The organism is Paenibacillus sp. FSL R5-0473 (assembly GCF_038004565.1).
Classification (GTDB): Bacteria; Bacillota; Bacilli; order Paenibacillales; family Paenibacillaceae; genus Paenibacillus; species Paenibacillus amylolyticus.
In genome coordinates this window covers 2903099-2926961 of record NZ_JBBORL010000001.1, presented here as the reverse complement: position 1 = coordinate 2926961, position 23863 = coordinate 2903099, and the positions used below count along the sequence as shown (strand labels likewise).

Below are 23863 nucleotides of genomic sequence, written 5' to 3'. Positions count from 1 at the left end.
CCTCCTTTTTTTTGTGTGCCAAAAAGGAGAGTAGACGTTGAAGAAATCAGGAAAACGTGTGAAGAAACAAGCGGAACAATTAACCAAAGTGGTACTGGCATTTGCGTTATTATCACCTCAAGCCCTGTTGCTTGAATGGGGCGCAACGACGGTAATGGCTGAAACGGTTGAAACCATCGGGATTGTATCCGATACGTCCAGCATGAAGGCTGTACAGTCCTCCAAGGTGAAAGTGGAGATGAACAGTGATGGTAAATACAGAATTGTATTACTACCAAACACAAATGTATTTTACGGTGGTGATACAGGGAATGTATCTACGATTATCGACCATAATGGATCACCCGTGAACTTCAAAACATTGCCGCTTAATTATTACCGAATTAACAATAATGTGATTGAAATGTCCCGGCAAAAGGACAATGTCGAATATATTTTGCGTGTATCTATCGTTAATGCTACCTCACAAGGTGGGTACATGAAGGTTGAACTGGAAGCTATCAACCGTAGTGGAACGGCACTGAATCTGGGTGGAACATTTTATTGGGATACGATGGTGAATGGTAATGATGCATCTCCGTTTGAAGTCATCGAGAATGGATGGCGCAATTACAGCGGCGGCGTTCAGGTCACGGCTTTTTATGCGAATACGTACAATGTTGTGAATGCAGATCGCATATACATGGGACAGTACAGCGGTCCGGACAATGCGCAGCTAACAGGGGGTTCTTCACCTTCGTCATTCACTCCAGGCCAGACCGTTACGGCTAGTGATACAGCTGCACAATTCTGGTGGAATGCCAAAGCAACAGCGAATCAGGCTTCACGCAAATTTTCAACGATCGTGGGAATCGGCCCTCAGAACGTTCCGCCTTCATTTACACTAACGGCTCCTTCTTCGGGGCAAACGTATTACAAAGGCGAGCAACTTCAGATCTCTGGTACAACGCGAGATACGGATGTAGGCGACCTGTTGACCGTGAAATGGTCCATTGATGGTGGGTCTGAGAACATTTTGACTCAGATGACCGCAACGGGTTCAAATCAGTCTTTCAACACCAATTACACATTGCCTGACACCCTGCCAGATGGTACACACACATTGCAAGTATGGGTCATGGATGACAAAGGTGGGGTGTCCTCAGCAGGAACCGTTAACTTTACGGTAAGGAGTTTTGTTGTGCCGGGAACGCCGACATATACATTGGTTAATTCTAATAACTTGACGGTAAATTGGGAAAAGAAGGCGAATGATGCATCCGTTACGTATGAACTGAAAAATATGACCACGAATCAGATCGTGGATACAGGTGCGTCAAACAGTCGGCAGGTGACTGGGCTCACTCCGAATACGAGTTATTCTTTTGCTGTACGTGCCAAAAATTCAAGTGGTTCCTTCACGGGGTACTCCAGTCCATCCACCAAATATACATTGGCGAATCCACCCGCTGCTGCGGCTGTGACACAATCAGGCAACTCTGTTACAGCGAGCTGGAATAATAATGAAAATCCTGCGGGCACCCATTATAAAACGGAAATACGCAGTCCAGGTGGGCAAGTCCTCGCAACGGGAACAACAACGTCCACACGTACAGCGTTTGCCCTGACCGGACTCGCGGACGGAAAATATGAAGTATTTGTGGCGGCACTGAATGGTGAAGGGATACAGACCCCGTTTATATCTGCTGGAGAGATGATTAAAGATACGACGGGTCCAACTGCTCCTTCAGTTACAGTGACTCCATCCACATGGACCAAGGAAGATGTTCTGGTCACGGTTGAAGAAGGAAAGGATGCCTTGAGCGGAACTCAGAAGACTGAAGTAAAAGTTGGTCCGGCAGGAGAATGGCGTGAATACAGCGCTCCGTTTACCGTAAGCAGTGAAGGAAACACAACTGTTATGGCACACAGTATTGATGCGTTTGGTAATACAGGACAGGAAACGGCTGTGACAGCCAGAGTAGATCGGACGGCACCAACGCCACCTGTCATCTCGTTGAATCCGCCCGATTGGACAAAAGCGGCGGTAATCGTGACATTAACGGAGGGTACGGACGAAGCAAGTGGCATTAGTCTGACACAGTACAAGTTAGGAAGTGAGGGAGAATGGATCGACTATAAGGCTCCTCTTACACTCAGTGAAGAAGGAATAACCGAGATTTACGCACGAAGTGTTGATCGAGCCGCCAATGTCAGTGCTTCCACTTCGGCAACAGTCAGAATCGACAAGACTGGGCCTGAGCAACCAACGATTACGTTAAGTGAAGAGGGTTGGACGAATCAGGATGTAACTTTTGCAATAAACAGTGGTGAAGATGCGGGCAGTGGACTTGCCAAGAGTCAATATCGACTTAACAAAGAAGGTCCCTGGATCGATTATACGGGTGAAGTGACGGTTACCAATGAGGGAGAAACGATCGTATATGCACGCTCACTTGACCGTGTAGGCAATATAAGCACATCCGCTCAGGCTACAGTTCGAATTGACACGACAGCTCCAACCGAGCCGGTGATTAGTTTAAGCCCTTCTGGATGGAGTAAAGAACATGTGCAATTCACTATCGCTGGAAGTGTGGATGAACAAGCGATATCCTATGAATACAGCATGAACGATGCTCCTTATATTGCAGGCAATACGGGTACAGTAAGCACAAACGGCGCTACCACCATTCGGTCTAGAGCAAGGGATACTGTTGGCAATGTAAGCAAGGAAGTGAGTCGAATCGCCTATGTGGATCAGATGGCTCCAACGATTACATTTGCACCGAACGGACATGCTTGGACGGACATGGATATATCCACTAACATTCAGTATGCCGATGCCCACTCAGGCATTCAGGAACTGGAACGATTCTATCAAGTTACGAACAGTGCAGAATCACCGGAGCATTGGCTTGAAGCTCGCTCTGACCAGCATAAAATATCCATCGAATCGGAAGGCATATGGTACATCCATGCGAAAACCATGGACAGAGCAGGGAATACATATGAGACAACATCATCACCTTACCATATTCAACGCAAGCCCCAGCAACCGAATCATGTGAGAATGACACAGATCGCTGAGACATCAGCTGAACTTACAGTGGATTTGCCAACTGGGGAAAGGTATACAGATGGATATCAGTATGAGATAACGAATAAAACAACAGGACAGTCATGGACACTAGATTATCCTAACCACAGTATAATCGATCACTCCCTAAGCGGTGGTCAGGTCTATGAATATGAAGTTAGAGTGAGAAACCATACCGGAGTAAGTGATGCAGTAAGCGCTCAAGTGTTAACTACCCCGGCAGCTCCCGGAACGTTGCACATTCGAAAAGTAGATTCACAGCCCAATTTAGCCGAAATTCAATTTGATTCAGTACGAGGAGCAGATGCTTACCGCATCATCGCGACTACTTCGGACGGTGCCACCGTATTTGATCAGACGGTATCTGATTCTGGTAGCCTTCCCTATGTCAGTAACCTCGTTCCAGGAACCATTCATAACATCTCGGTAACGGCAATGAATGAAAGCGGAGCAGGTGGTAGTAGTAGAACTGGATTTCTCACACTGCCGGCAGTGCCCGGTGAATTTATGGCCGTTCAAATTCAGGAGCATGATATTTCAGTAAAATGGGAAACAGTGACTTCTGCAACGTATTATGGTCTTTCACGCGATGGAACAGCCATATATGAAGGAGAGCAGTCGGAGTATCTGGACTCGGGTCTGGATAGCGGAACGGAGTACAGCTATACGTTAATTGCCGGAAATGAGACAGGACCAGGACCGTTGGCAGGATTACCTTTGCTCAAGACTTTACCTGGGCAGGTGTCCGGCTTACAGATATCAGATGCTTCCACAGGGAGCCTTCGTCTGAATTGGGAAACAGTACGTGGAGCCGATCGTTATGACTTATGGTTGAATGGAGAGAAGTCGGGAACGGTTCCTGCCGGAACCCAAGAATGGAACTTTGCGGGACTGAGTTCAGGAACATCTTATCAACTAGATGTACAAGCAGTGAACGGAAGTGGACAGGGGATGCACAGTTCGGTATCAGGAACAACGTTACCAGAAAGCCCGTCGGGACTTCACGTTGTTCAAGTAACTGAACAGGGAGCAATATTGAGCTGGGAGCCTGTAGCTGGGGCAACGAAATATCGGGTGGTCATCGATGGACAGAGCCATGAGATATCAGATACACAACTCGCAGTTCACCACCTGTCAAGCAGTCGTGAGTATACCTATGAAGTACAGGCGGGCAATGCTGCCGGGTACGGTGCATCCACCAGTAGTACAATTCTTACGCTACCTAGCAGGCCGGAAGGACTGAATGTTACATCGACTGCTGAGACAAGTATGGGACTTGCATGGCAAGCTGTAGATACGGCAAATCTCTATATTGTGAAAATCAATGGAACAGAAGTGGGCAGAACATCAGAACTGGCCTACACGGTTGAGGGATTATTGCCAGGTACAGAGTACGCTTTGGAAGTTCAGGCTACGAATGCTTCTGGTCCAGGTGAGACAGCGCAGCTCATCCGATTGTCCAAACCTGTGTTGCCTGCCGAAGTACTTGTTGATTCAGGAGTACATCATGCAAAAGTTTCTTGGTCTGTCGTGGAAGGTGCCGCTGAATACGTGATTGAGCAGAATGGCAAGGAGATCTATAGAGGAATGGAGAATGGAGCGACGATTACAGATCTCCAGGGTGGAACGTGGCATCGCTATCAACTATGGGCAGTCAATAGACAAGGGACTCGTTCTGAAGCGACGGATGTATCTCTACTGACTTTGCCTGAGAAACCCGTTAAGGTTGCAGTATATGATGTGGCAAAAAACAGCCTAAGTCTGGATTTCAGTAACACTGGTGTCCAAGGGGCAGATCATTATGTCATTGAACGGGATGGAAGAGAGATCGCTCAGATGGATTCAAGTGAAACCCAATTTGTAGACAAGCATCTGTCGCCGGGAACGAAATACACTTATGTGATTCGGGCAGTCAATGCGAGTGGAACGAGTGGGCCGCTTAATTTCAGTGTAATGACTCAAACGTTGCCATTGATTGCAGAAAGTATCACAGTGAAAGCCGGAACACATGCAGTGGATCTGGCTTGGGATGTTGTCCAGGGAGCGGCTGCATATGAGATTCGTAATCGGGTAACGGGAGATGTACAGAGCGTGTCTGAACCGTCTGTACATCTCAATAGCATGCTGGATGGCACAGCGTATGAATTCGAACTTGTTGCGATTAATGAAGATGGTCATCGGTCAGAGCCTATTCAGATTCAAGTTTTAACGAAACCCATATCACCTCAGACGGCAGGCATAACACACATCACAGATCAGACTGCGGTATTGGACCTGACTGGAAGCTCAACACGGGGAGCAGAGCAATTCATTATTATGCGAGATGGTGTTGAAGTTGCTAAGGTTCCAGCAGATCAAGCTTCTTTTGAAGATGATGGACTGACACCAGGAGAGCATTACACGTATATCATCAAAACATCCAATGCAACGGGAGAGAGTGATTCCGGTTTCGAAGTTCACTTGCGAACGTTGCCTGCGACCATTCATGAACCTTTACATGCAAGCAAGATTGGGGAAAAGGAGGGATTGATCTCTTGGCCAAAGGTACAAGGTGCGGAGGGATATACCATACGTATCGGAGATCAGATGTTCACCACGATTGAAGAAGGGGATATCACAGAGGTGAGATTAACTCATCTGGAGAGTGCAACCAGATATGATCAGGTACAGATTATTCCTTATAATACGGCTGGTTCAGGAAGCCCAATGACCGTGACTCCTTTTTACACCTTACCTCATGTTGATTCACTGGAAATGAAGATATATCCGGAGACAGATCATGCTAATTTGGAATGGGATTTCCCTTATGTAAACGAAATATTTGTTGTATTGCTGGATGGTACAGAAGTATACCGAGGCAAACAAAAAGAGTTTATTGTTGATCAACTGGATGCAGGCAAACAGTACTCGATTGAAATCTACACAGAGAATGATCAGGGAGATGAATCGGAGAAGCTGGCGTATTCTGTCCTGACCAAGCCAGCAGCTCCGGTCAAAGTGGAGTATCATTCGGCGAAGGACCACATTCGTCTTTTATTAGAACAGAGCCGGGTCGAAGGAGCCGAGCAGTTTATCATTGATCGTGACGGTGTAGAGGTTGCTCGAGTTCCTGCAGACGAACTGTTCTATGACGACAAGGAACTCGAACCGGGCGTGAACTATATCTATACAGTGAAGACCATGAATGCCTCCGGCAGTAGTGATGGTGGTTATTACCTTAATGCCCTGACTTTGCCCGGTAGTGCTGCTTCATCTCCTGTAGTAGAGGGGCGTACCATGTATGGTGCAGACATTGTATGGGAACTGATTCCTGGTGCTGTGGGTTATCGAGTTTATCGAAATGAAGAGCTTATCGGAACGACAACGGAGACATCCATACATGTGTCTGATTTGAATAGTGCAGAGCATTATCCTGACTTCATCATTATTCCATTTAACGAGGCAGGGGATGGTGAGGCGCTTGAAGTACCGGAATTTGAGACGCTACCTTCCGAGGATCTGACAGTTGCAGCCGTAGCGCAAGGCACAAGTGCGATTAAGCTAACTTGGGAACTGGATTCAATAAATGAGGTGATTGTGATCACCCATAAAGATCGTGAGATCTACCGTGGCACGCAGCGCAGTCATGTATGGACAGGACTGAATGCCGAGCAGCATTATGAGGTGGAAGTATGGACGGAGAATTCAGCAGGTGAAAAAAGTGAAAGAAAACGGGCAGCAGCCATGACTTTTCCGTATCCACCATCCTCCTGGAGCGGTGGCGGTGCAACCCCGAGTCCAAACGGTACATCGGAAGAAGCCGATGAGGTGAGTTCACAACCAGAACCGTCTGAGCAGCCTGATGTACCTGTGAAAAAAATCATCAAATTTATTGATATCAGCCAAACATTCAATAAAGATCAGATCACCTGGCTGGCGGAACAAAATATCATTCAAGGTGTAAGTGAAACTCGCTTCGAGCCACGCCGTCCGATCACCCGTGCGGAGTTCACTGCATTAATCGTGCGTCTGATGGGTGTGGACACAACGGTTAATGAACAACATGGATTTCAGGATGTGAACGATGAGGATTGGTTTGCTCCTGAGATTAAGGCAGCCGTTCATCATGAGATGGTTCAAGGCATGGGGAACGGCAAATTCGCTCCACATGCGCTGGTGACACGGGAACAGGCATCCAAGATTATAGCAAATGTTGTTCGTAAAATCAGACCGGAACAGCTGACTTCCCCAAGAGCGTTTACCGACCAGACTGATGTATCTGATTGGGCCAAAGAAGAAGTGCAGGAACTTGCAGGTTTGTACATGATTACCGGATATGAAGACGGCAGCTTCCGTCCCATGCAGCACTTAAGCAGATCAGAAGCTGCAGCGCTGATCTTCCGTTTAAATAAGCTGATTCAAGTTATGGATGAGAACCGTACAGATCAAGTGGAGAAAGCGTCAGCGTTTGATCGTCATATCTAGATTGAATTGATTCTTACATGTGATACTGCAATCATCGGTAGTAACGACATTACCGCTTGATTGGTTTTTAATGCTATAATGGTTGCCAATATGATAAAAAAAGGGTAATGAACAATGGTGATGAATAATGAATAATAAATTTATCCGGATATATGAAGATATTGCAGATCGTATTCGGACCGGAGAGATTGAGGCAGGGACGTTACTTCAATCGGAACTGGATCTATCGGAAAGTTATCAAACGTCTCGAGAGACTATTCGCAAAGCATTGAAAATGTTGTATGAAGAAGGTTATATTCAGAAAATTCAAGGCAAGGGCTCGATTGTACTGGATATACGCAAGATCGATTTTCCCATCTCAGGTCTGGTTAGCTTTAAGGAATTGGCCAAAAAAATGGGACATCGTGCTCAAACGTATGTGAAGGTTTTCGAGGAGCAGCAGGTGGATCAGGCGTTGCACAAAAAAATTAACTTTGGCCTGAATGAACAGGTCTGGGAGATCAGACGTGTGCGCAAAGTGGATGGAGAGCATGTCATACTGGACAAAGATTATATTAGCCAGCGGCTTGTTCCTGGGCTCAGCAAAGAGATCTGTAATGATTCCATCTATCAGTACATTGAGCAAGAGCTGGGGCTTTCGATTTCGTTTGCCAAAAAAGAGATTTTGGTGGAAGAACCCACCGCAGAGGACAGGGGACTACTTGACCTTGAAGGGTTCCACAATGTAGTTGTGGTGAGGAGCCAGGTGTACCTGGAGGATGCCAGTCAATTTCAGTATACGGAGTCGAGGCATCGACCGGACAAGTTCAGATTTGTGGATTTTGCACGTCGCAGATAAGTTAATCAAGATCGATTAGAGAGTACCTTTCACTGCTTTATTGAGTGGATAGGTGCTCTATTTGGTTATGGGGGAATCCGAAGATCGTCCATCAAGAACCGCTTAATGTCAATGTTCTTCCTGCATGTCGGAGCGTATGATCACAATATATACGAGGCCGAGGAGTGAGGGAATTGAATCACGTGACAGCGAAATCAAATGTTCGCATATGGGAAGAAACCAGAGATATTCCAACCTATGGTACAGGTAAACCGGACAAAAATCCGATGTTTCTTGAAAAGCGAATCTACCAGGGAAGTTCGGGTAAGGTATACCCACATCCTGTGATCGACAGCATTGAAGATGAGGCCAAAATGAAGTCGTATCGATTAATTATTCTTGAAAATGAATATGTACGTATTGAGATGATGCCCGAACTGGGTGGACGGATCTATCGTGCGCTGGATCGGACCAACAACTACGATTTTGTATATTATAACCGGGTGATTAAACCCGCACTTGTAGGTCTGGCAGGGCCTTGGATTTCCGGAGGAATTGAATTCAACTGGCCACAGCATCATCGGCCCAACACGTTTGGTCCAGTCGATTATACATTTGGCAGTAATCAAGATGGAAGCGCTACCGTGTGGGTGGGTGAGATTGACCGCATGTATGGTACCAAAATGACCGCTGGCTTCACATTACATCCCGGCAAAGCCTATCTTGAAATCCATGCCGAGGTATACAATCGCACCAGCGCACCTCAAACTTTTCTATGGTGGGCCAACCCGGCTGTAGCTGTCAACGATCATACGCAATCCGTGTTTCCACCTGATGTAACGGCTGTGCTAGACCATGGAAAACGGGACGTATCCCGCTTTCCCATCGCAACCGGCACCTATTACAAGATGGACTATTCCGAAGGTGTGGATATCTCGCGATACAAAAACATACCGGTTCCAACATCCTATATGGCGTATAAGTCGGATTATAATTTTGTAGGGGGTTATGACCACGGGGTTCAGGCGGGTTTGTTGCATGTAGCCAATCATCATATTTCTCCGGGCAAGAAGCAATGGACCTGGGGGAACGGGGAATTCGGGCAAGCTTGGGATCGTCAGTTAACGGACGAGGATGGACCTTATATTGAATTAATGACCGGAATCTATACCGATAATCAACCTGATTTTACGTGGTTACAGCCCTATGAAGCGAAATCATTCTCGCAGTATTTTATGCCGTATAAAGGAATTGGTATGGTCAAAAATGCAACGATTGATGCAGCGGTTAATCTGGAAATGGACGAAACGACCGGAATGGTAACCGTGATGGTATATGCGACGTCGGTTTTTGAACAAGTGACCGTTGAAGTGATAGGATCAACCACGGTATATCTCCATGAGAGATGTAATATCTCACCTACGGAACTATATAAATCTTCATTCCCGTGGAGCGGACAAGATGAATGGCATCAGGTGAAGTTAAGTGTTCGAACTGCGGAAGGAAAAGTACTTGTAGCCTATCAACCTGAACCTTCTGAGATTCAGGAAGTCCCAGACCCGGCCACACCACTCCCGCTACCATCCGAGATTCGTACGAATGAACAACTATATCTGGCGGGTCTTCATTTGGAACAATATCGGCATGCCACGTATGAACCGGAACCTTATTATCTGGAAGGTTTGAAGCGTGATGCAACGGATATTCGTCTAAACATAGCGTATGGCACATTGTTGCTGCGTAGAGGGTTGTTTCAAGATGCAGAGAAGCATTTCAGACAGGCCATTCAATCGCTGACGTGGAAAAATACAAATCCGTATGATAGTGAAGCGTTTTACCAACTCGGTCTGAGTTTGAAATTACAGGGGAAACAGGAAGAAGCCTACGCAGCCCTGTATAAAGCCGTATGGTCTGCACAGTATCAGGATACAGGTTATTACATGCTTGCTCAGATCGATACGGGGCAACATCGGTACATCGAAGCTTTGGATCACATCGAACGTTCGCTGATTCGTAACACCAGAAATTATAAGGCTCGCCATCTGAAGGTGGCTCTGTTACGTAGATTGGGTCAAAATAAACAGGCCATTCAATATGCGCGTGAGACATTGGAACTGGACCCGGTTGAATTTGGAGCTGCACATGAATTAGTCCTGACCTACAGCGGAGCAACTGCACCTTCAGAGAGAGAACAAGCGGGGCAAACACGTGAGCATTTCCATCGTCTGATGCGAGGAGACGTTTATAATTATCTGAATCTAGCCGCAGACTACGCGGATTGTGGATTGTGGGAAGAAGCACTGACGGTACTCTCTTATGTTGAATCCGAAAAAGCACAGCCGTATCCTATGGTTGGTTATGCTCAGGCTTACTCGTATCGTCAGCTGGGGGATGTGGAGCAGGCCCGGGAATGTAAAAAGCAGGGAAAAGCTGCTCCAACGGATTATTGTTTTCCTAATACGTTATTTGAATTCATGGTGCTTCAGGATGCATTGGCAGTGGATTCGAATGATGCGCGTGCTCACTATTACCTGGGAAATTGGTTATATGATCATAAACGCTACGAGGAAGCAATTACCCATTGGGAAACTTCACGCGAGGTGGATGCTGCATATTCGACTGTACATCGGAATCTGGGACTGGCTTATTATAACAAGCTGAATCGCCCCGATCTTGCACTGGCATCATTAGAGGAAGCTTTCCGGTTGGATTCACAGGATGCCCGAATTTTCTACGAGTTGGATCAATTGCACAAGAAGATAGGGTATTCCTGCAAGAATCGAGTCAAATTGCTGGAACAACATATGGAGTTGGTTCACCACCGTGATGATCTTTATATCGAGTGGGTGACGTTATTGAATATGCAAGGTAGTCATCAAGAAGCATGGAATGCCCTTCAGACCCGGCGGTTTCATCCATGGGAGGGTGGAGAAGGCAAGGTAACAGGACAATATGTTACGGCACTGACGGAACTGGCGAAGCGAAAACTGGAGAAACAACAACCTGAACTAGCAATGGAATTGTTGAAGAAGGCTTTGGTTTACCCGGAGAACTTAGGTGAAGGTAAATTGGAGGGAGCCGGAGACAACCCAGTTTACTTTTATCTTGGCTGTGCCTACCAGCAACTGAAGAGTAATCAGGCGGCAGAGGAAAGTTTCCACAAAGCATCCATCGGTTTGAATGAACCGGCAAGCGCGATGTTTTATAATGATCAACCGCCGGAATCCATCTATTATCAGGGTCTGGCCTGGCAGAAACTTGGCAATGTGAAGGAAGAAAACCGACGCTTTAACAAACTCATAGACTATGCGGAAAGACATATGCATGATCACATCCGAATGGATTATTTTGCGGTATCTCTGCCCGATTTCCTAGTGTTTGACGACGATCTCAATCAGCGAAATGAAGAACATTGCAGGTATATGCGGGCATTGGGTCTTCTGGGGCTGGGGCGGACAAGTGAAGCCAAACTTGAGTTGGAGCGGATATTGGAGAAAAACCCGAATCATCAAGGGGCAATCATCCATCGATAATTGATAATCGTTTCAACACATCCCATTTATATCGAAGGAGTTATATAATCCATGAATGATACTATAGCAGGTAGCCAGATTCGTTTCATATTGGATGCGGAAGATAAAGAGATTCGTGCGGGTCGCATGACTGGCAGTGGCGGCAAAAGCCCACGAGGGGAATCGTATGATTTTACCAACTATTATATGACTCGTAATGTTAAACCACATATTCCGGTGGTAGGTGAGTTTCATTTCTCCAGATTTGCTTACTTGCAGTGGGAAGAAGAATTATTGAAGATGAAGGCAGGCGGGGTGAGCATTGTCGCTTCCTATGTTTTCTGGAATTTTCACGAGGAGCAGGAAGGCGAATTTAATTGGTCAGGAAATCTGAATTTGCGGCACTTTGTGGATCTGTGTGGCAAACATGAGCTGCCTCTGATCGTACGAATTGGTCCATTCTGTCATGGGGAAGTGCGTAATGGTGGAATGCCGGATTGGTTATTCAGTTATCCATTCGAAGTCAGGTCGAACGATGAAGGATATTTGTATTACGCCAAGCGATTATATCGGGAGATTGCCCGTCAGCTCAACGGCTGCTTTTATCAGGAGGGTGGCCCTGTTATCGGGGTACAGTTGGAAAATGAGTATATGCACGCTGGCGCACCCATGGATGCCTGGGGATATACCCGCGAAAAATACATTTCCTCCGGCCGGGACGGGCGAGAACATCTGAAGATGCTTCGCCATATTGCCGAAGAAGTCGGTATGAAGCCGATGTTCTATACTGCCACGGCCTGGGGCAATGCTGCGGTGCCGGAAGAAGGAACATTGCCTATGCTAGCGGGGTATGCGTACACACCATGGATTCCCAATCAGCCTCCAAGCCGGGAGTATTTATTCCGGGATCTGCATATGAATCCTGTGGAAGAAGTGGATTATGACAGTCTGGAGTACCCTGCTGCGTATTGCGAGCTTGCTGGAGGCATGCAGGTCAGTTATCACGCTCGTCCGGTTGTTGATGCGGACAGTGTTGAGGCGATGACCATTGTGAAACTTGCGAACGGCAGCAATCTGGTTGGGTATTATATGTATCACGGGGGGACCAATCCGATAGGAAAAAATTCATATATGAACGAGCAGGCATTGCCGAAAATGACGTATGATTACCAATCGCCACTCGGGGAATTTGGGCGTGTTGGTGAATCGTATGACCGCATTCGTACCTTGTCCATGTTCCTGGAAGGATACGGTGAGTTACTTGCACCAATGGGCTGTGTTGTACCGGATGGTCAACATGCGATAACACCGGAGAACACGATGGATATGCGTTGGTCTGTTCGCCAACAAGATGGCTCGGGATTCCTGTTCATGAATAATTATCAGGATCATGTGGCGATGCCTGATCGTGATATACAATTGGAGCTGCATACCAGCAAAGGGACTGTTTTATATCCAAGAGAAGGAACGATGCAACTGAAATCCGGCATGGCAGCCATTCTGCCTTTCCATATGAATCTGAGTGGAATGAAGATCATTAGTGCTACCGTTCAGCCACTGACCCGATTTATGGTAAATCAGGAGCTTACGGCTGTCTTTTATGCCCATGAAGGCATGGCGCCTGAGTATGTTGTTGATGCATCATCTGTTACAAATGTGGAGATGCCCGAAGGTACAATATCAGAGCAGGGGAATGAAGTTGTGATACATCCGATTGCCGGCAAGGACCATCATCTGGGGATTACAACATCGGACGGTATAGCCATACGTATCATTACATTAACCCGTGAAGAGGCATTACATGCCTACCGTTTCCGTGTGGGCGGAGAAGAAAGGCTTGTAATTAGCAGCAGTCATCTGTATGTACAGAATGAGATGCTCCTATGTACATCTGTGGAGCAACCAGAGATGGAGGTATCCTTTTATCCGGCTCCAGAGCATGTTTCAGCTTCGAAATATGCTGTGTCATCCCAGTCGAAGCAGGGAATATTCGGTACGTATACATTCCAAGTTTCTCCTTACGAGCCTGCTGTAGAGGTTGATTATCCGAAAGAGTATGCAGCAACACTGAGATTGGACACAGCGTGGCCGGAACAAGTAGATGACGTGTGGATTGAGATTGATTATGAAGGAGACGTTGCAACAGCACATATTCATCATCAGATGTTAACGGATCATATTCACTATGGACACAGCTGGATGCTTGGTTTGAAGCAATCCCGTCATTTGTTGGCTGATCACGCGCTTCGTCTGTCTATAACCCCAATTCGAAAAGGGACGACTGAGAGTTATGTGAATCAGGCTTATGTGGAGCGGTTTGAGGGCGTGGAGATTGGAAAGTTTAATGAAATTCGGGTGAGACCACAGTATCGGGTTGGTTTGGTATTGGCGGGAGTTAGAGAAGACACTTAGTCTAAATCAGGAGTTAAACAAAATAACAGATAAACAAGATTTAAACAAGAGTTAACTTTAGTTAATAATACAGAGGGTTCTTTCTCCGAACGATTGTGAGGGGAGAGAACCTTTTTTTGCTGTGTTATGTAAAAACAAATGATTCCTAATCATAGTAAAAAGATCTTGACTGGTAAGCGTTTTCAATTTATTATAACTTCATAACCTTAACGATAAAGTTTTTTAAACTAAATAACGTAACTTTTATAAAGTTAATTGTTATTTATTTACTAACAAAAAAACTTCTATTACCAATGATTTTAGTTAACTTATTGCCTAGAGCAGGGTTAATTGAAATAAAAAAACAAATACAGGAGGTTCCAAACGAATGGTTAATCTGAAAAAGTGTACAATCTTCACGGTTATTGCTGCTCTCATGTTCATGGTATTAGGGAGTGTAGCCCCCAAAGCATCTGCTGCTACAGGATTTTATGTAAGCGGTAACAAATTGTATGATTCCACAGGTAAGGCTTTTGTCATGAGAGGTGTTAATCACGGACATTCCTGGTTCAAGAATGATCTGAATACCGCTATCCCTGCAATCGCCAAAACAGGTGCCAATACGGTACGCATTGTTCTTTCGAATGGTAGCCTGTACACCAAAGATGATCTGAACGCTGTTAAAAATATTATTAATGTGGTTAACCAAAATAAAATGATAGCTGTACTCGAGGTGCATGACGCCACAGGGAAAGATGATTATAATTCGTTGGATGCGGCAGTGAACTACTGGATTAGCATTAAGGAAGCTTTGATTGGCAAAGAGGATCGGGTCATCGTTAATATCGCCAATGAATGGTATGGAACGTGGAATGGAAGTGCGTGGGCTGATGGTTACAAAAAAGCCATTCCGAAACTCCGAAATGCGGGAATTAAAAATACGCTAATTGTGGATGCAGCCGGATGGGGACAGTTCCCTCAATCCATCGTTGATTATGGACAAAGTGTATTTGCAGCCGATTCTCAAAAAAATACCGTCTTCTCCATTCATATGTATGAGTATGCTGGCAAAGATGCTGCAACGGTCAAAGCCAATATGGAGAATGTGCTGAACAAAGGATTGGCTCTGATCATTGGTGAATTCGGGGGATATCACACAAACGGTGATGTGGACGAGTATGCCATCATGAGATATGGTCAGGAAAAAGGGGTGGGCTGGCTGGCCTGGTCCTGGTATGGAAACAGTTCTGGTCTGAACTACCTGGACATGGCTACAGGTCCGAACGGAAGTTTGACGAGCTTCGGAAACACCGTAGTGAATGATACCTATGGAATTAAAAACACTTCTCAAAAAGCGGGGATTTTCTAATCTGCCGTTGAAACAGGAACACTCTGACGGTTACGTCAGGGTGTTTTTTTAATAAAATAGTTCAATCTATAATGACTTTTGAATATTTCCGTTTGGTTTTAAAATATTTTGTTTTCAAAATAAAACAAAGATGTTAAACTCGGATTAGGAATAAAACAAACATTATCGGAGGGAAACAAATGGTACAGAGTTTATGGAATGCATCGCAGGCATCTGAGAAAACAACAGGACTTGAGCAGTTGGTTTACCGATCCAATCTGATTGGGACTGATCGCAGTGTATGTAACATCTACGGTGGTAATACGTCTACCAAAACGACAGTGAAGGATTTTCGTGGTCGTGATGTAGAAGTAATGTATGTGAAGGGAAGCGGCTCTGATCTGGGTTCCATGGAAGCGAAACATTTTACCGGACTTGGGCTCGAAGACATTCGACCATTAATTGAACGTGAATCCATGTCGGATGAAGAGATGGTTGAATATCTGGTACATTGCATGATTGATGCCAAGCACCCACGTGCCTCTATCGAGACTCTGCTGCATGCATTCCTTCCATATAAACATGTGGATCATACGCACCCGGATGCCATTATCAGCTTGTGCTGTGCGCATAACGGCAAGGAATTGGCGAGAGAGATCTACGGTGATCGTTTTGTATGGGTACCTTACGTTCGTCCAGGGTTCACCTTATCTAAAATGATTGCTGAAAGCGTATTCTCGAATCCCAATGCCGAACTCGTACTGATGGAAAAACACGGACTTGTGACTTGGGGAGAAACATCCGAGGAATGTTACGCACAAACGATCAAGATTATCAACGAAGCAGAAGCATTCATCGAAGCACGGGTGGATGAAGGAAGTTTGTTTGGTGGTGTGAAACACCCGGCACTTGCAGCAGAGGTTCGTCGTCAGATCGTATCACGTGTAATGCCAACAATTCGTGGAGCGGTATCGGATAGCAAAAAAATGATTTTGTCCTTTGACGATCAAGAGGACGTACTTGCTTTTGTGGGCGGAGCAGATTCACCGGAATTGTCACAGGTAGGTGCAGCTTGCCCGGATCATCTGGTACATACCAAAGTGGTACCTTTGTTCATCGATTGGACACCGGATGCGGAAGATATTGAAGGTTTAAAAGCCAAGCTGGTAGAAGGTGTGGCTGCCTACAAAGAGCAGTATCAACAGTATTTTGAGAGCAACAAAAACGAAGGTGATGTCATGTTCGAAGCGGCACCACGCGTTATCCTCATTCCAGGTGTGGGCATGATCAACACAGGCAAGAGCTGGGCGCTTTCCCAAGTAAGCGGAGCGTTGTATCACAGAGCGATTGCCGTTATGCGTGGGGCTACTAGCTTGGGCCAATTCGTATCACTTAGTGCAAACGAGTCTTACAATGTGGAGTACTGGCCGCTGGAATTGTACAAATTGTCCCTGGCTCCAGCAGAAACCGAATTCTCCCGTAAAGTGGCGTTTATTACAGGCGGCGCAGGTGGTATCGGAAGTGAAACAGCACGCAGATTGGTATCTGAAGGCGCACATGTGGTGCTTGCTGATCTCAACCTAGAGGGCGCACAGAAGGTAGCACAGGAAATCAATGATCAGTACGGTGAGAATCGTGCTTATGCGCTGAAAATGGACGTCACCGATGAGGAAGCCGTTCAATCTGCGTATGCTGATGTTGCGGTGCAGTATGGCGGAGTGGATATCATCGTGAACAATGCCGGATTGGCGACATCCAGCCCATTTGACGAAACGTCCCTGAAAGAATGGAACCTGAACATGAATGTTCTGGGTACAGGGTATTTCCTCGTGGCTCGTGAAGCGTTCAAGCTGATGAAACAGCAGGGTATTGGGGGAAGCATGGTATTTATCGGGTCCAAGAACTCGGTGTATGCAGGTAAGAGTGCTTCAGCTTACAGTTCAGCGAAAGCGCTGGAAGCGCATCTGGCACGTTGTATTGCAGCAGAAGGTGGAGAGTATGGCATTCGTGTCAACACGATTCTTCCAGATGCCATTCTACAGGGTTCAGCGATCTGGAACGGTTCCTGGAGAAATGAACGAGCAGCGGCATATGGAATTGAACCGGATCAATTGGAAGAGTATTATCGCAAACGGACGACATTGCTCGTGAATATCTATCCAAGAGATATTGCGGAAGGAATTGCATTCTTTGCTTCTTCGAAATCCGAAAAAACAACCGGTTGTATGATGACCATTGATGGCGGTGTACCGGCAGCATTTACACGTTAAAATAGGAGGGTTCTTGCGGATGGATAACCAAGTCAAGCAAGCGTATGAAGCAGCCAAGGCATTGTATGCCCAGCACGGAATTGATACGGACGAGGTACTGAACAAACTCGCGGAGATCAAAGTATCCGTACACTGCTGGCAAGGCGACGACGTCAAAGGTTTTCTGAATAAAGATGGGGAGTTAACAGGGGGTATTTCCGTTACAGGTCAATATCCGGGCGCTGCGACAACCCCAGCAGAACTTCGTAACGATCTGGAGCAAGCTTTTGCTCTGATTCCTGGCAAACATAAGGTCAATCTGCACGCGATTTACACGGATACAGACGAGCAGGTTGAACTGGATCAGATTGAGCCAAAGCATTATGAGAACTGGGTAAAATGGGCCAAAGACCAAGGACTTGGTCTGGACTTCAACCCAACATGTTTTTCCCATGAAAAATCAAGTGACGGGTTCACGCTCAGTCATCCAGATCCTGAAATTCGCAAGTTCTGGATTGATCACTGCAAGGCATCCCGCCGGATTGGTGCTTATTTCGGGGAACAGCTTGGTCAGACTTGTGTAACCAATGTATGGGTACCGGACGGATTCAAGGATAATCCGGTTGACCGGTTGACCCCACGCAAACGTCTCAAAGAATCGCTGGATGAAGTATTCGGCGAATCACTTAACCCGGAGCACAACCTGGACGCGGTAGAGAGTAAGCTGTTTGGTCTGGGTTCGGAAGCATATGTGGTGGGTTCTCATGAATTTTATATGGGTTACGGTTTGCAAAATGATACGTTAATCTGCCTGGATGCAGGTCATTTCCATCCAACAGAGGTTATTTCCAATAAACTGTCGTCCTTGTCTTTGTTTACAAGTGGCATTCTGCTTCATGTAAGCCGCCCGATGCGCTGGGACAGTGACCATGTGGTAATCATGGACGATGAGCTGCTGGAAATTGCCCGTGAACTGGTTCGACATGATCTTCTGGGGACCACACATATTGGACTGGATTTCTTTGATGCAAGCATTAACCGTGTAGCTGCATGGGTTGTGGGAACTCGCAACACGATCAAAGCTCTTCTGCGTGCGATGCTCGAACCAGTGGATGCCTTGAAACAAGCCGAACTGGAAGGGGATTACACGTTGCGCCTTGCCTTAACGGAAGAGTTCAAATCCTATCCGTTCGGCGCGATCTGGGATTACTATTGTGCTCAGCAAGGTGTTCCAGTCCGTGAAAAGTGGATCACCGATATCAAAACCTATGAACAAGACGTATTACTACAGCGTGATAAATCATTGGTGTAACCGCATTTATTTTTCGTATAAACCACTATGGAATGAAAATTCCATGGTGGTTTTTTGGCATAATCACGCTGAAATGCATAACTGAGGCGATTGCTTCCATACTAGGAATATAGATCCGTATTGCATACGTTTGCCACGCAGAGGAGGTTAATAGAGTTGAATCTAGCCCATAACAAACTGTATATCGCTGCACTTGGCGGCGTGAATGAAATAGGGAAGAATATGTACTTCATCCAGTACCATCAGGACATCATCGTGATTGACTGTGGTTCGAAGTTTCCCGATGAGACATTGCCTGGTATTGATCTGATCATTCCGGATGTAACGTATCTGCTGGAGAACCTGGATAAAGTAAGGGGTCTTGTGGTTACCCATGGACATGAAGATCACATCGGTGGCATTCCCTATTTGTTAAAACAAATGAACATCCCGGTGTATGCATCCAGGCTCACGCGTGGGCTGATCGAACTTAAACTGAAAGAGCATGGGCTGCTGCGCAAGGCGGACCTGCATACGATCGATGCGCATTCCAGCATTACGCTGGGAGGGATCGAGGTTTCCTTTTTTGCAACCAGTCATAGTATACCGGATTGTCTTGGTATCTTTTTTCAGACCCCAGCAGGCAATGTTGTGCATACCGGAGATTTCAAATTTGATATGTCGCCTGTACATGGACCCTTCCCAGATCTGCACCGTATGGCCGAGATTGGCAAACAGGGTGTCCATATTTTGCTCTCCGAGAGTACCAATGCAGAAAGACCCGGATTTACACCTTCTGAGCGTGTTGTGGGGGATCACATTCTGGATGCCTTTATCCGTGCAAAACAAAAAGTATTCATCTCGACCTTTGCGTCGAATGTCAGCAGGGTACAGCAGATTGTGAATGCAGCATTCGAGACGGGCCGCAAACTGGCACTGTTGGGCAGAAGTATGGTGAATGTGGTATCGGTGGCCAGTGAATTGGGGTATTTGCAAGTTCCTGACGGATTGTTGATTGAAGCTATCGATTCGGATCAGTTTCCACCAGAACAAGTCGTAGTATTATGTACCGGCAGCCAGGGAGAAGCGATGGCAGCATTATCACGTTTGGCATCCGGTAAACATCCTCACGTAAGAATTAACGCCGGGGACACGGTCATTATTGCTGCCGGAGCCATTCCGGGCAATGAACGAAATCTTGCACATGTAATTGATAACCTGTATGTTCTCGGAGCACGTGTGATATATGGTTCAAGTGGTGCTGCTGGGATGCATGTATCCGGACACGGCAGTCAGGAAGAACTCAAATTGATGCTTACCCTGATGAAACCGGATTATCTGATTCCGATCCACGGTGAGTTTCGCATGTTGTATCAACACAGACTGCTTGCTGAATCCGTAGGTATAGAGCGTGATCATGTGTTTATCGTGAATAATGGGGATATGGTCCAGTACAAAGACGGTATTGCTTCGCTGGGTCCCAAAATTGCATCAGGAAATAGTCTCGTAGACGGTCTGATCATGGGTGATGTCGGCAATATTGTACTGCGTGACCGCAGGCAACTATCCTCCGATGGCATGCTGGTGATTGTGACTACACTGAGCAAAACGGAGAAACAGATGGTCACGTCACCCGAAATTATCTCCCGAGGGTTTGTATTTGTTAAGGATTCGGAAGAATTCATGCATGAGATCCATGAGCTTGTTCTAAACCGGATGGATGAGTTGACCGGGGCTGGGGTGAATCAGTGGAATGTGATCAAAAGAAAGCTGAAAGACGAGATCGGTCACTATATTTACGCTCAAACAAAGAGAAGACCAATGATCTTGCCTATTATTATTGAGGTTTGAGTCAACAGAGATAGGGATTATCCTTGCCCTGATCGTCTGTGCAAACATGTATATGGAAGCTAAACAGCCTGATGAATGTCGGATCATACTTCGGTATGTACGTCACATTACCATCGGGCTTTTGCTATTACATTGGGAATGTACAATAGATGTACGATAAATGGAGTTGAATCAAATTCGCCACGGGTTTGCGATTCGAAGTATAATAAAAGGTAAACTAGCTAATAGAAACAAGAGGAGTCTTTATGAATAAAACGATTTCTGATATCGCTCAGATGGCAGGTGTGGCAAAAAGCACGGTCTCTCGCTTCCTGAATGGCGGATCGGTTAGTGAGGATACACGCCAGAAGATTGAGCGCATTATCAAACAATACAACTATGTTCCCAATACATTTGCACAGAGTCTGAAGGCTAAGAAGACCAGTATCATCGGTACGGTTGTGCCACGTCTTGATTCTTTTGCAACATCACAGACATTGATCGGAATTGATGAAGAACTGCGGAGTAATCAGTATCAGATGCTGATCGCAAACACGAGTCAGGACATGCAGCGCGAGATTGATGCTATCTATGATTTTGCACGACAGAAGGTATCGGGTATTATTCTGCTGGCTGCTGAAGTGACCGAAGCACATCTGAAGGCCGTTGAGGATATACGGATTCCGGTGTTATTGGTAGGGCAGCAGCATGAGCAATTGCACAGTCTGGTTCACAATGATGACCAAGCAGGTTATGAGATGGGCAGATATGTCGTCGAACAGGGTCATCGCAAGATCGTGTATATGGGGGTTAGCGAGAAGGATCGGGCGGTAGGAATCTATCGTAAACAAGGGTTCCAGCGAGCAATCGCCGAGTGTGGTGGATGTGAAGTGAAGTATTATGAGACAAGCTTTAAGATGTCGGAAGCCATCGTTACCGCTGAAGCCATTCTGAAAGAAATCACACCAACGATCATTGTGGGGGCCACGGATAATATCGCACTGGGTGTGATGAAGATTGCATTCTCCAATAAAATCCGCATACCGCAAGATTTGTCTGTTACGGGATTTGGCGGATATGATATTACGGAGATGATTCACCCCACGCTGACGACTGTGAAATATCATTATTTGCAGGCGGGCAAAGTAGCGGCGAATCACATTATTCGTCTGGTCAAAGGCGAGTCGGTGGAGGAACGAACAACACTGGACGTAGAACTAATTCCTCGAGAAAGCGTTGACAAATTATAAAAACATCCTTTATGATAATTCCATCGAACCGGTTCCATTATGAATATCCAATGCGGATATGCGAACACGGGCAGGCATTAGTGCCATATGGAATTATTTTTTTGCGCCTAATGGAACCGGTTCCTATATTTTGAATGGAGAACAGCTATGAAAATGACTAGAGAGCAACGCTACAGACGAATTGAGCAAGCAGAGCCTGGAGAGATTGCGAAGCTTGAAGCACAGATATCCGTATGTCCTTGGAGACAAAGTTATCACATTCAGCCGATAACAGGTCTGCTTAATGATCCTAACGGCTTTGCATATTATCAAGGCTATTATCATCTGTTCTATCAGTGGTTTCCACTTGGGACAGAACATGGCATGAAATACTGGTATCATACCCGCTCGAAGAATCTGGTGAACTGGGAAAATGTCGGGATTGGAATCGAACCGGGTGTCAGGTATGACTCACACGGAGCTTATTCCGGTAGCGCAATTGAAAAAGACGGCAAGCTGCACTTGCTGTACACGGGCAATACCAGAGATGAGGATTGGGTCAGACATCCGTATCAATGCCTGGCAGTTATGGATGAAAGCGGTTCAGTAACCAAACTGAATGATCCCGTGATCTCGTCTGTGCCAGCCGGATACACGGAACACTTTAGAGATCCCAAGGTGTGGCAACAAGGAGACACTTATTATGGTGTAATTGGTGCGCAGAGAACAGACGAGACGGGATGTACAGTGCTGTATCGCTCCATTGATCTGAACAACTGGGAGTTTCTTGGTGAAATTCGCACGCAGTTAACCTCCTTTGGTTACATGTGGGAGTGCCCGGATTATATAGAGATGGACGGGAAAGGTGTACTTGTCTTTTCCCCACAAGGCTTAGACGCTGCGGGAGATCATTATCAGAATATTTTTCAATCCGGTTATCTGATCGGTGAGCCGCTCAATCTACAGACGAGAGAGTTCAATCATGGTGAATTTCAGGAACTGGATCGTGGATTCGACTTCTATGCGCCGCAGACGATGCAGGGCCCGGACGGAAGACGTATTCTGGTTGGTTGGATGGGACTTCCCGATCTGGAATATCCGACAGACGATAGTGGCTGGGCTCATTGCCTGACCATTCCTCGGCAATTGTCACTGAGAGACGGCAAGTTAATTCAACAACCGGTTGCAGAGATGGTCCAATTACGTCAGCGGGATAAAGGCACACATATTCGCGCAACAATTGACAATGAGAGTCGATCTTTCACTGGTTTTAATGGGATTACCTATGAGCTGATATGTGAGATAAGCCATGTAGAAGCAGAGGTTGTAGGCATCGAATTCCGGGCAAATGGAACTGAAAAAACGGTTCTTCTGTATGATCGGATTCAGCAGAAAGTTGTCTTGGATCGGACGATGTCTGGTACCGAGCTGGCAGAGCAGAATGGCGTTGTACGACAGTGCACACTTACTGCGGACGTGATTAAGTTCCATCTGTTCGTAGATTCGTCCTCGGTCGAGATCTTTGTGAACGATGGGGAAGAGGTCTTTACCAGCCGGATTTTCCCAAGCCGGGACAGCGTGGACATTCGTTTCTTTACACGCGGAGGCAAAGCTGATTTTGAAGCAACTCAATGGCATTATTAAGTATTACGTGAG

Annotated in this window: 10 protein-coding genes; all 10 read left to right on the top strand. The window is 46.2% G+C overall.

Features of this window, described 5'->3' with window-relative positions:
* The first annotated feature begins 37 nt into the window (after nucleotides 1-37).
* A complete protein-coding gene (locus MKY28_RS12595; RefSeq protein ID WP_340936096.1) occupies nucleotides 38-7540 on the top strand; it encodes a fibronectin type III domain-containing protein in 7503 nt (2500 codons plus the stop codon).
* A 127-nt stretch (nucleotides 7541-7667) separates the two neighbouring features.
* Nucleotides 7668-8378, top strand: coding sequence for a trehalose operon repressor (treR, locus tag MKY28_RS12590; RefSeq protein ID WP_340936095.1), 711 nt, complete (start codon nucleotides 7668-7670; stop codon nucleotides 8376-8378).
* Nucleotides 8379-8551: 173 nt separating this feature from the next.
* Complete coding sequence (locus MKY28_RS12585; protein ID WP_340936094.1) at nucleotides 8552-11890, top strand: DUF5107 domain-containing protein; 3339 nt, start codon at nucleotides 8552-8554, stop codon at nucleotides 11888-11890.
* Nucleotides 11891-11941: 51 nt separating this feature from the next.
* Nucleotides 11942-14281 (top strand): beta-galactosidase, encoded by a 2340-nt coding sequence (locus tag MKY28_RS12580; protein WP_340936093.1) that lies wholly within the window; start codon nucleotides 11942-11944, stop codon nucleotides 14279-14281.
* A gap of 415 nt (nucleotides 14282-14696) precedes the next feature.
* Nucleotides 14697-15629 (top strand): glycoside hydrolase family 5 protein, encoded by a 933-nt coding sequence (locus MKY28_RS12575; RefSeq protein WP_445253569.1) that lies wholly within the window; start codon nucleotides 14697-14699, stop codon nucleotides 15627-15629.
* Nucleotides 15630-15808: 179 nt separating this feature from the next.
* A complete protein-coding gene (locus tag MKY28_RS12570) occupies nucleotides 15809-17878 on the top strand; it encodes a bifunctional aldolase/short-chain dehydrogenase (RefSeq protein ID WP_340936091.1) in 2070 nt (689 codons plus the stop codon).
* A 19-nt stretch (nucleotides 17879-17897) separates the two neighbouring features.
* Complete coding sequence (gene rhaA, locus MKY28_RS12565; RefSeq protein ID WP_340936090.1) at nucleotides 17898-19169, top strand: L-rhamnose isomerase; 1272 nt, start codon at nucleotides 17898-17900, stop codon at nucleotides 19167-19169.
* A 156-nt stretch (nucleotides 19170-19325) separates the two neighbouring features.
* Nucleotides 19326-20999 (top strand): ribonuclease J, encoded by a 1674-nt coding sequence (locus MKY28_RS12560; protein WP_127545704.1) that lies wholly within the window; start codon nucleotides 19326-19328, stop codon nucleotides 20997-20999.
* Between the two features lie 245 nt (nucleotides 21000-21244).
* Nucleotides 21245-22228, top strand: coding sequence for a LacI family DNA-binding transcriptional regulator (locus tag MKY28_RS12555; RefSeq protein WP_036670711.1), 984 nt, complete (start codon nucleotides 21245-21247; stop codon nucleotides 22226-22228).
* A gap of 147 nt (nucleotides 22229-22375) precedes the next feature.
* Entirely contained in the window at nucleotides 22376-23851 is a 1476-nt protein-coding gene (locus MKY28_RS12550; RefSeq protein ID WP_340936089.1) for a glycoside hydrolase family 32 protein, read from the top strand.
* The last annotated feature ends 12 nt before the right edge of the window (nucleotides 23852-23863 follow it).

Bases quoted from the DNA above. Each gene is read 5' to 3' on its own strand.
- MKY28_RS12550 (WP_340936089.1), top strand. From the start codon at position 22,376: ATGAAAATGACTAGAGAGCAACGCTACAGACGAATTGAGCAAGCAGAG.
- rhaA (WP_340936090.1), top strand. From the start codon at position 17,898: ATGGATAACCAAGTCAAGCAAGCGTATGAAGCAGCCAAGGCATTGTAT.
- treR (WP_340936095.1), top strand. From the start codon at position 7,668: ATGAATAATAAATTTATCCGGATATATGAAGATATTGCAGATCGTATT.
- MKY28_RS12555 (WP_036670711.1), top strand. From the start codon at position 21,245: ATGAATAAAACGATTTCTGATATCGCTCAGATGGCAGGTGTGGCAAAA.
- MKY28_RS12570 (WP_340936091.1), top strand. From the start codon at position 15,809: ATGGTACAGAGTTTATGGAATGCATCGCAGGCATCTGAGAAAACAACA.
- MKY28_RS12575 (WP_445253569.1), top strand. From the start codon at position 14,697: ATGTTCATGGTATTAGGGAGTGTAGCCCCCAAAGCATCTGCTGCTACA.
- MKY28_RS12580 (WP_340936093.1), top strand. From the start codon at position 11,942: ATGAATGATACTATAGCAGGTAGCCAGATTCGTTTCATATTGGATGCG.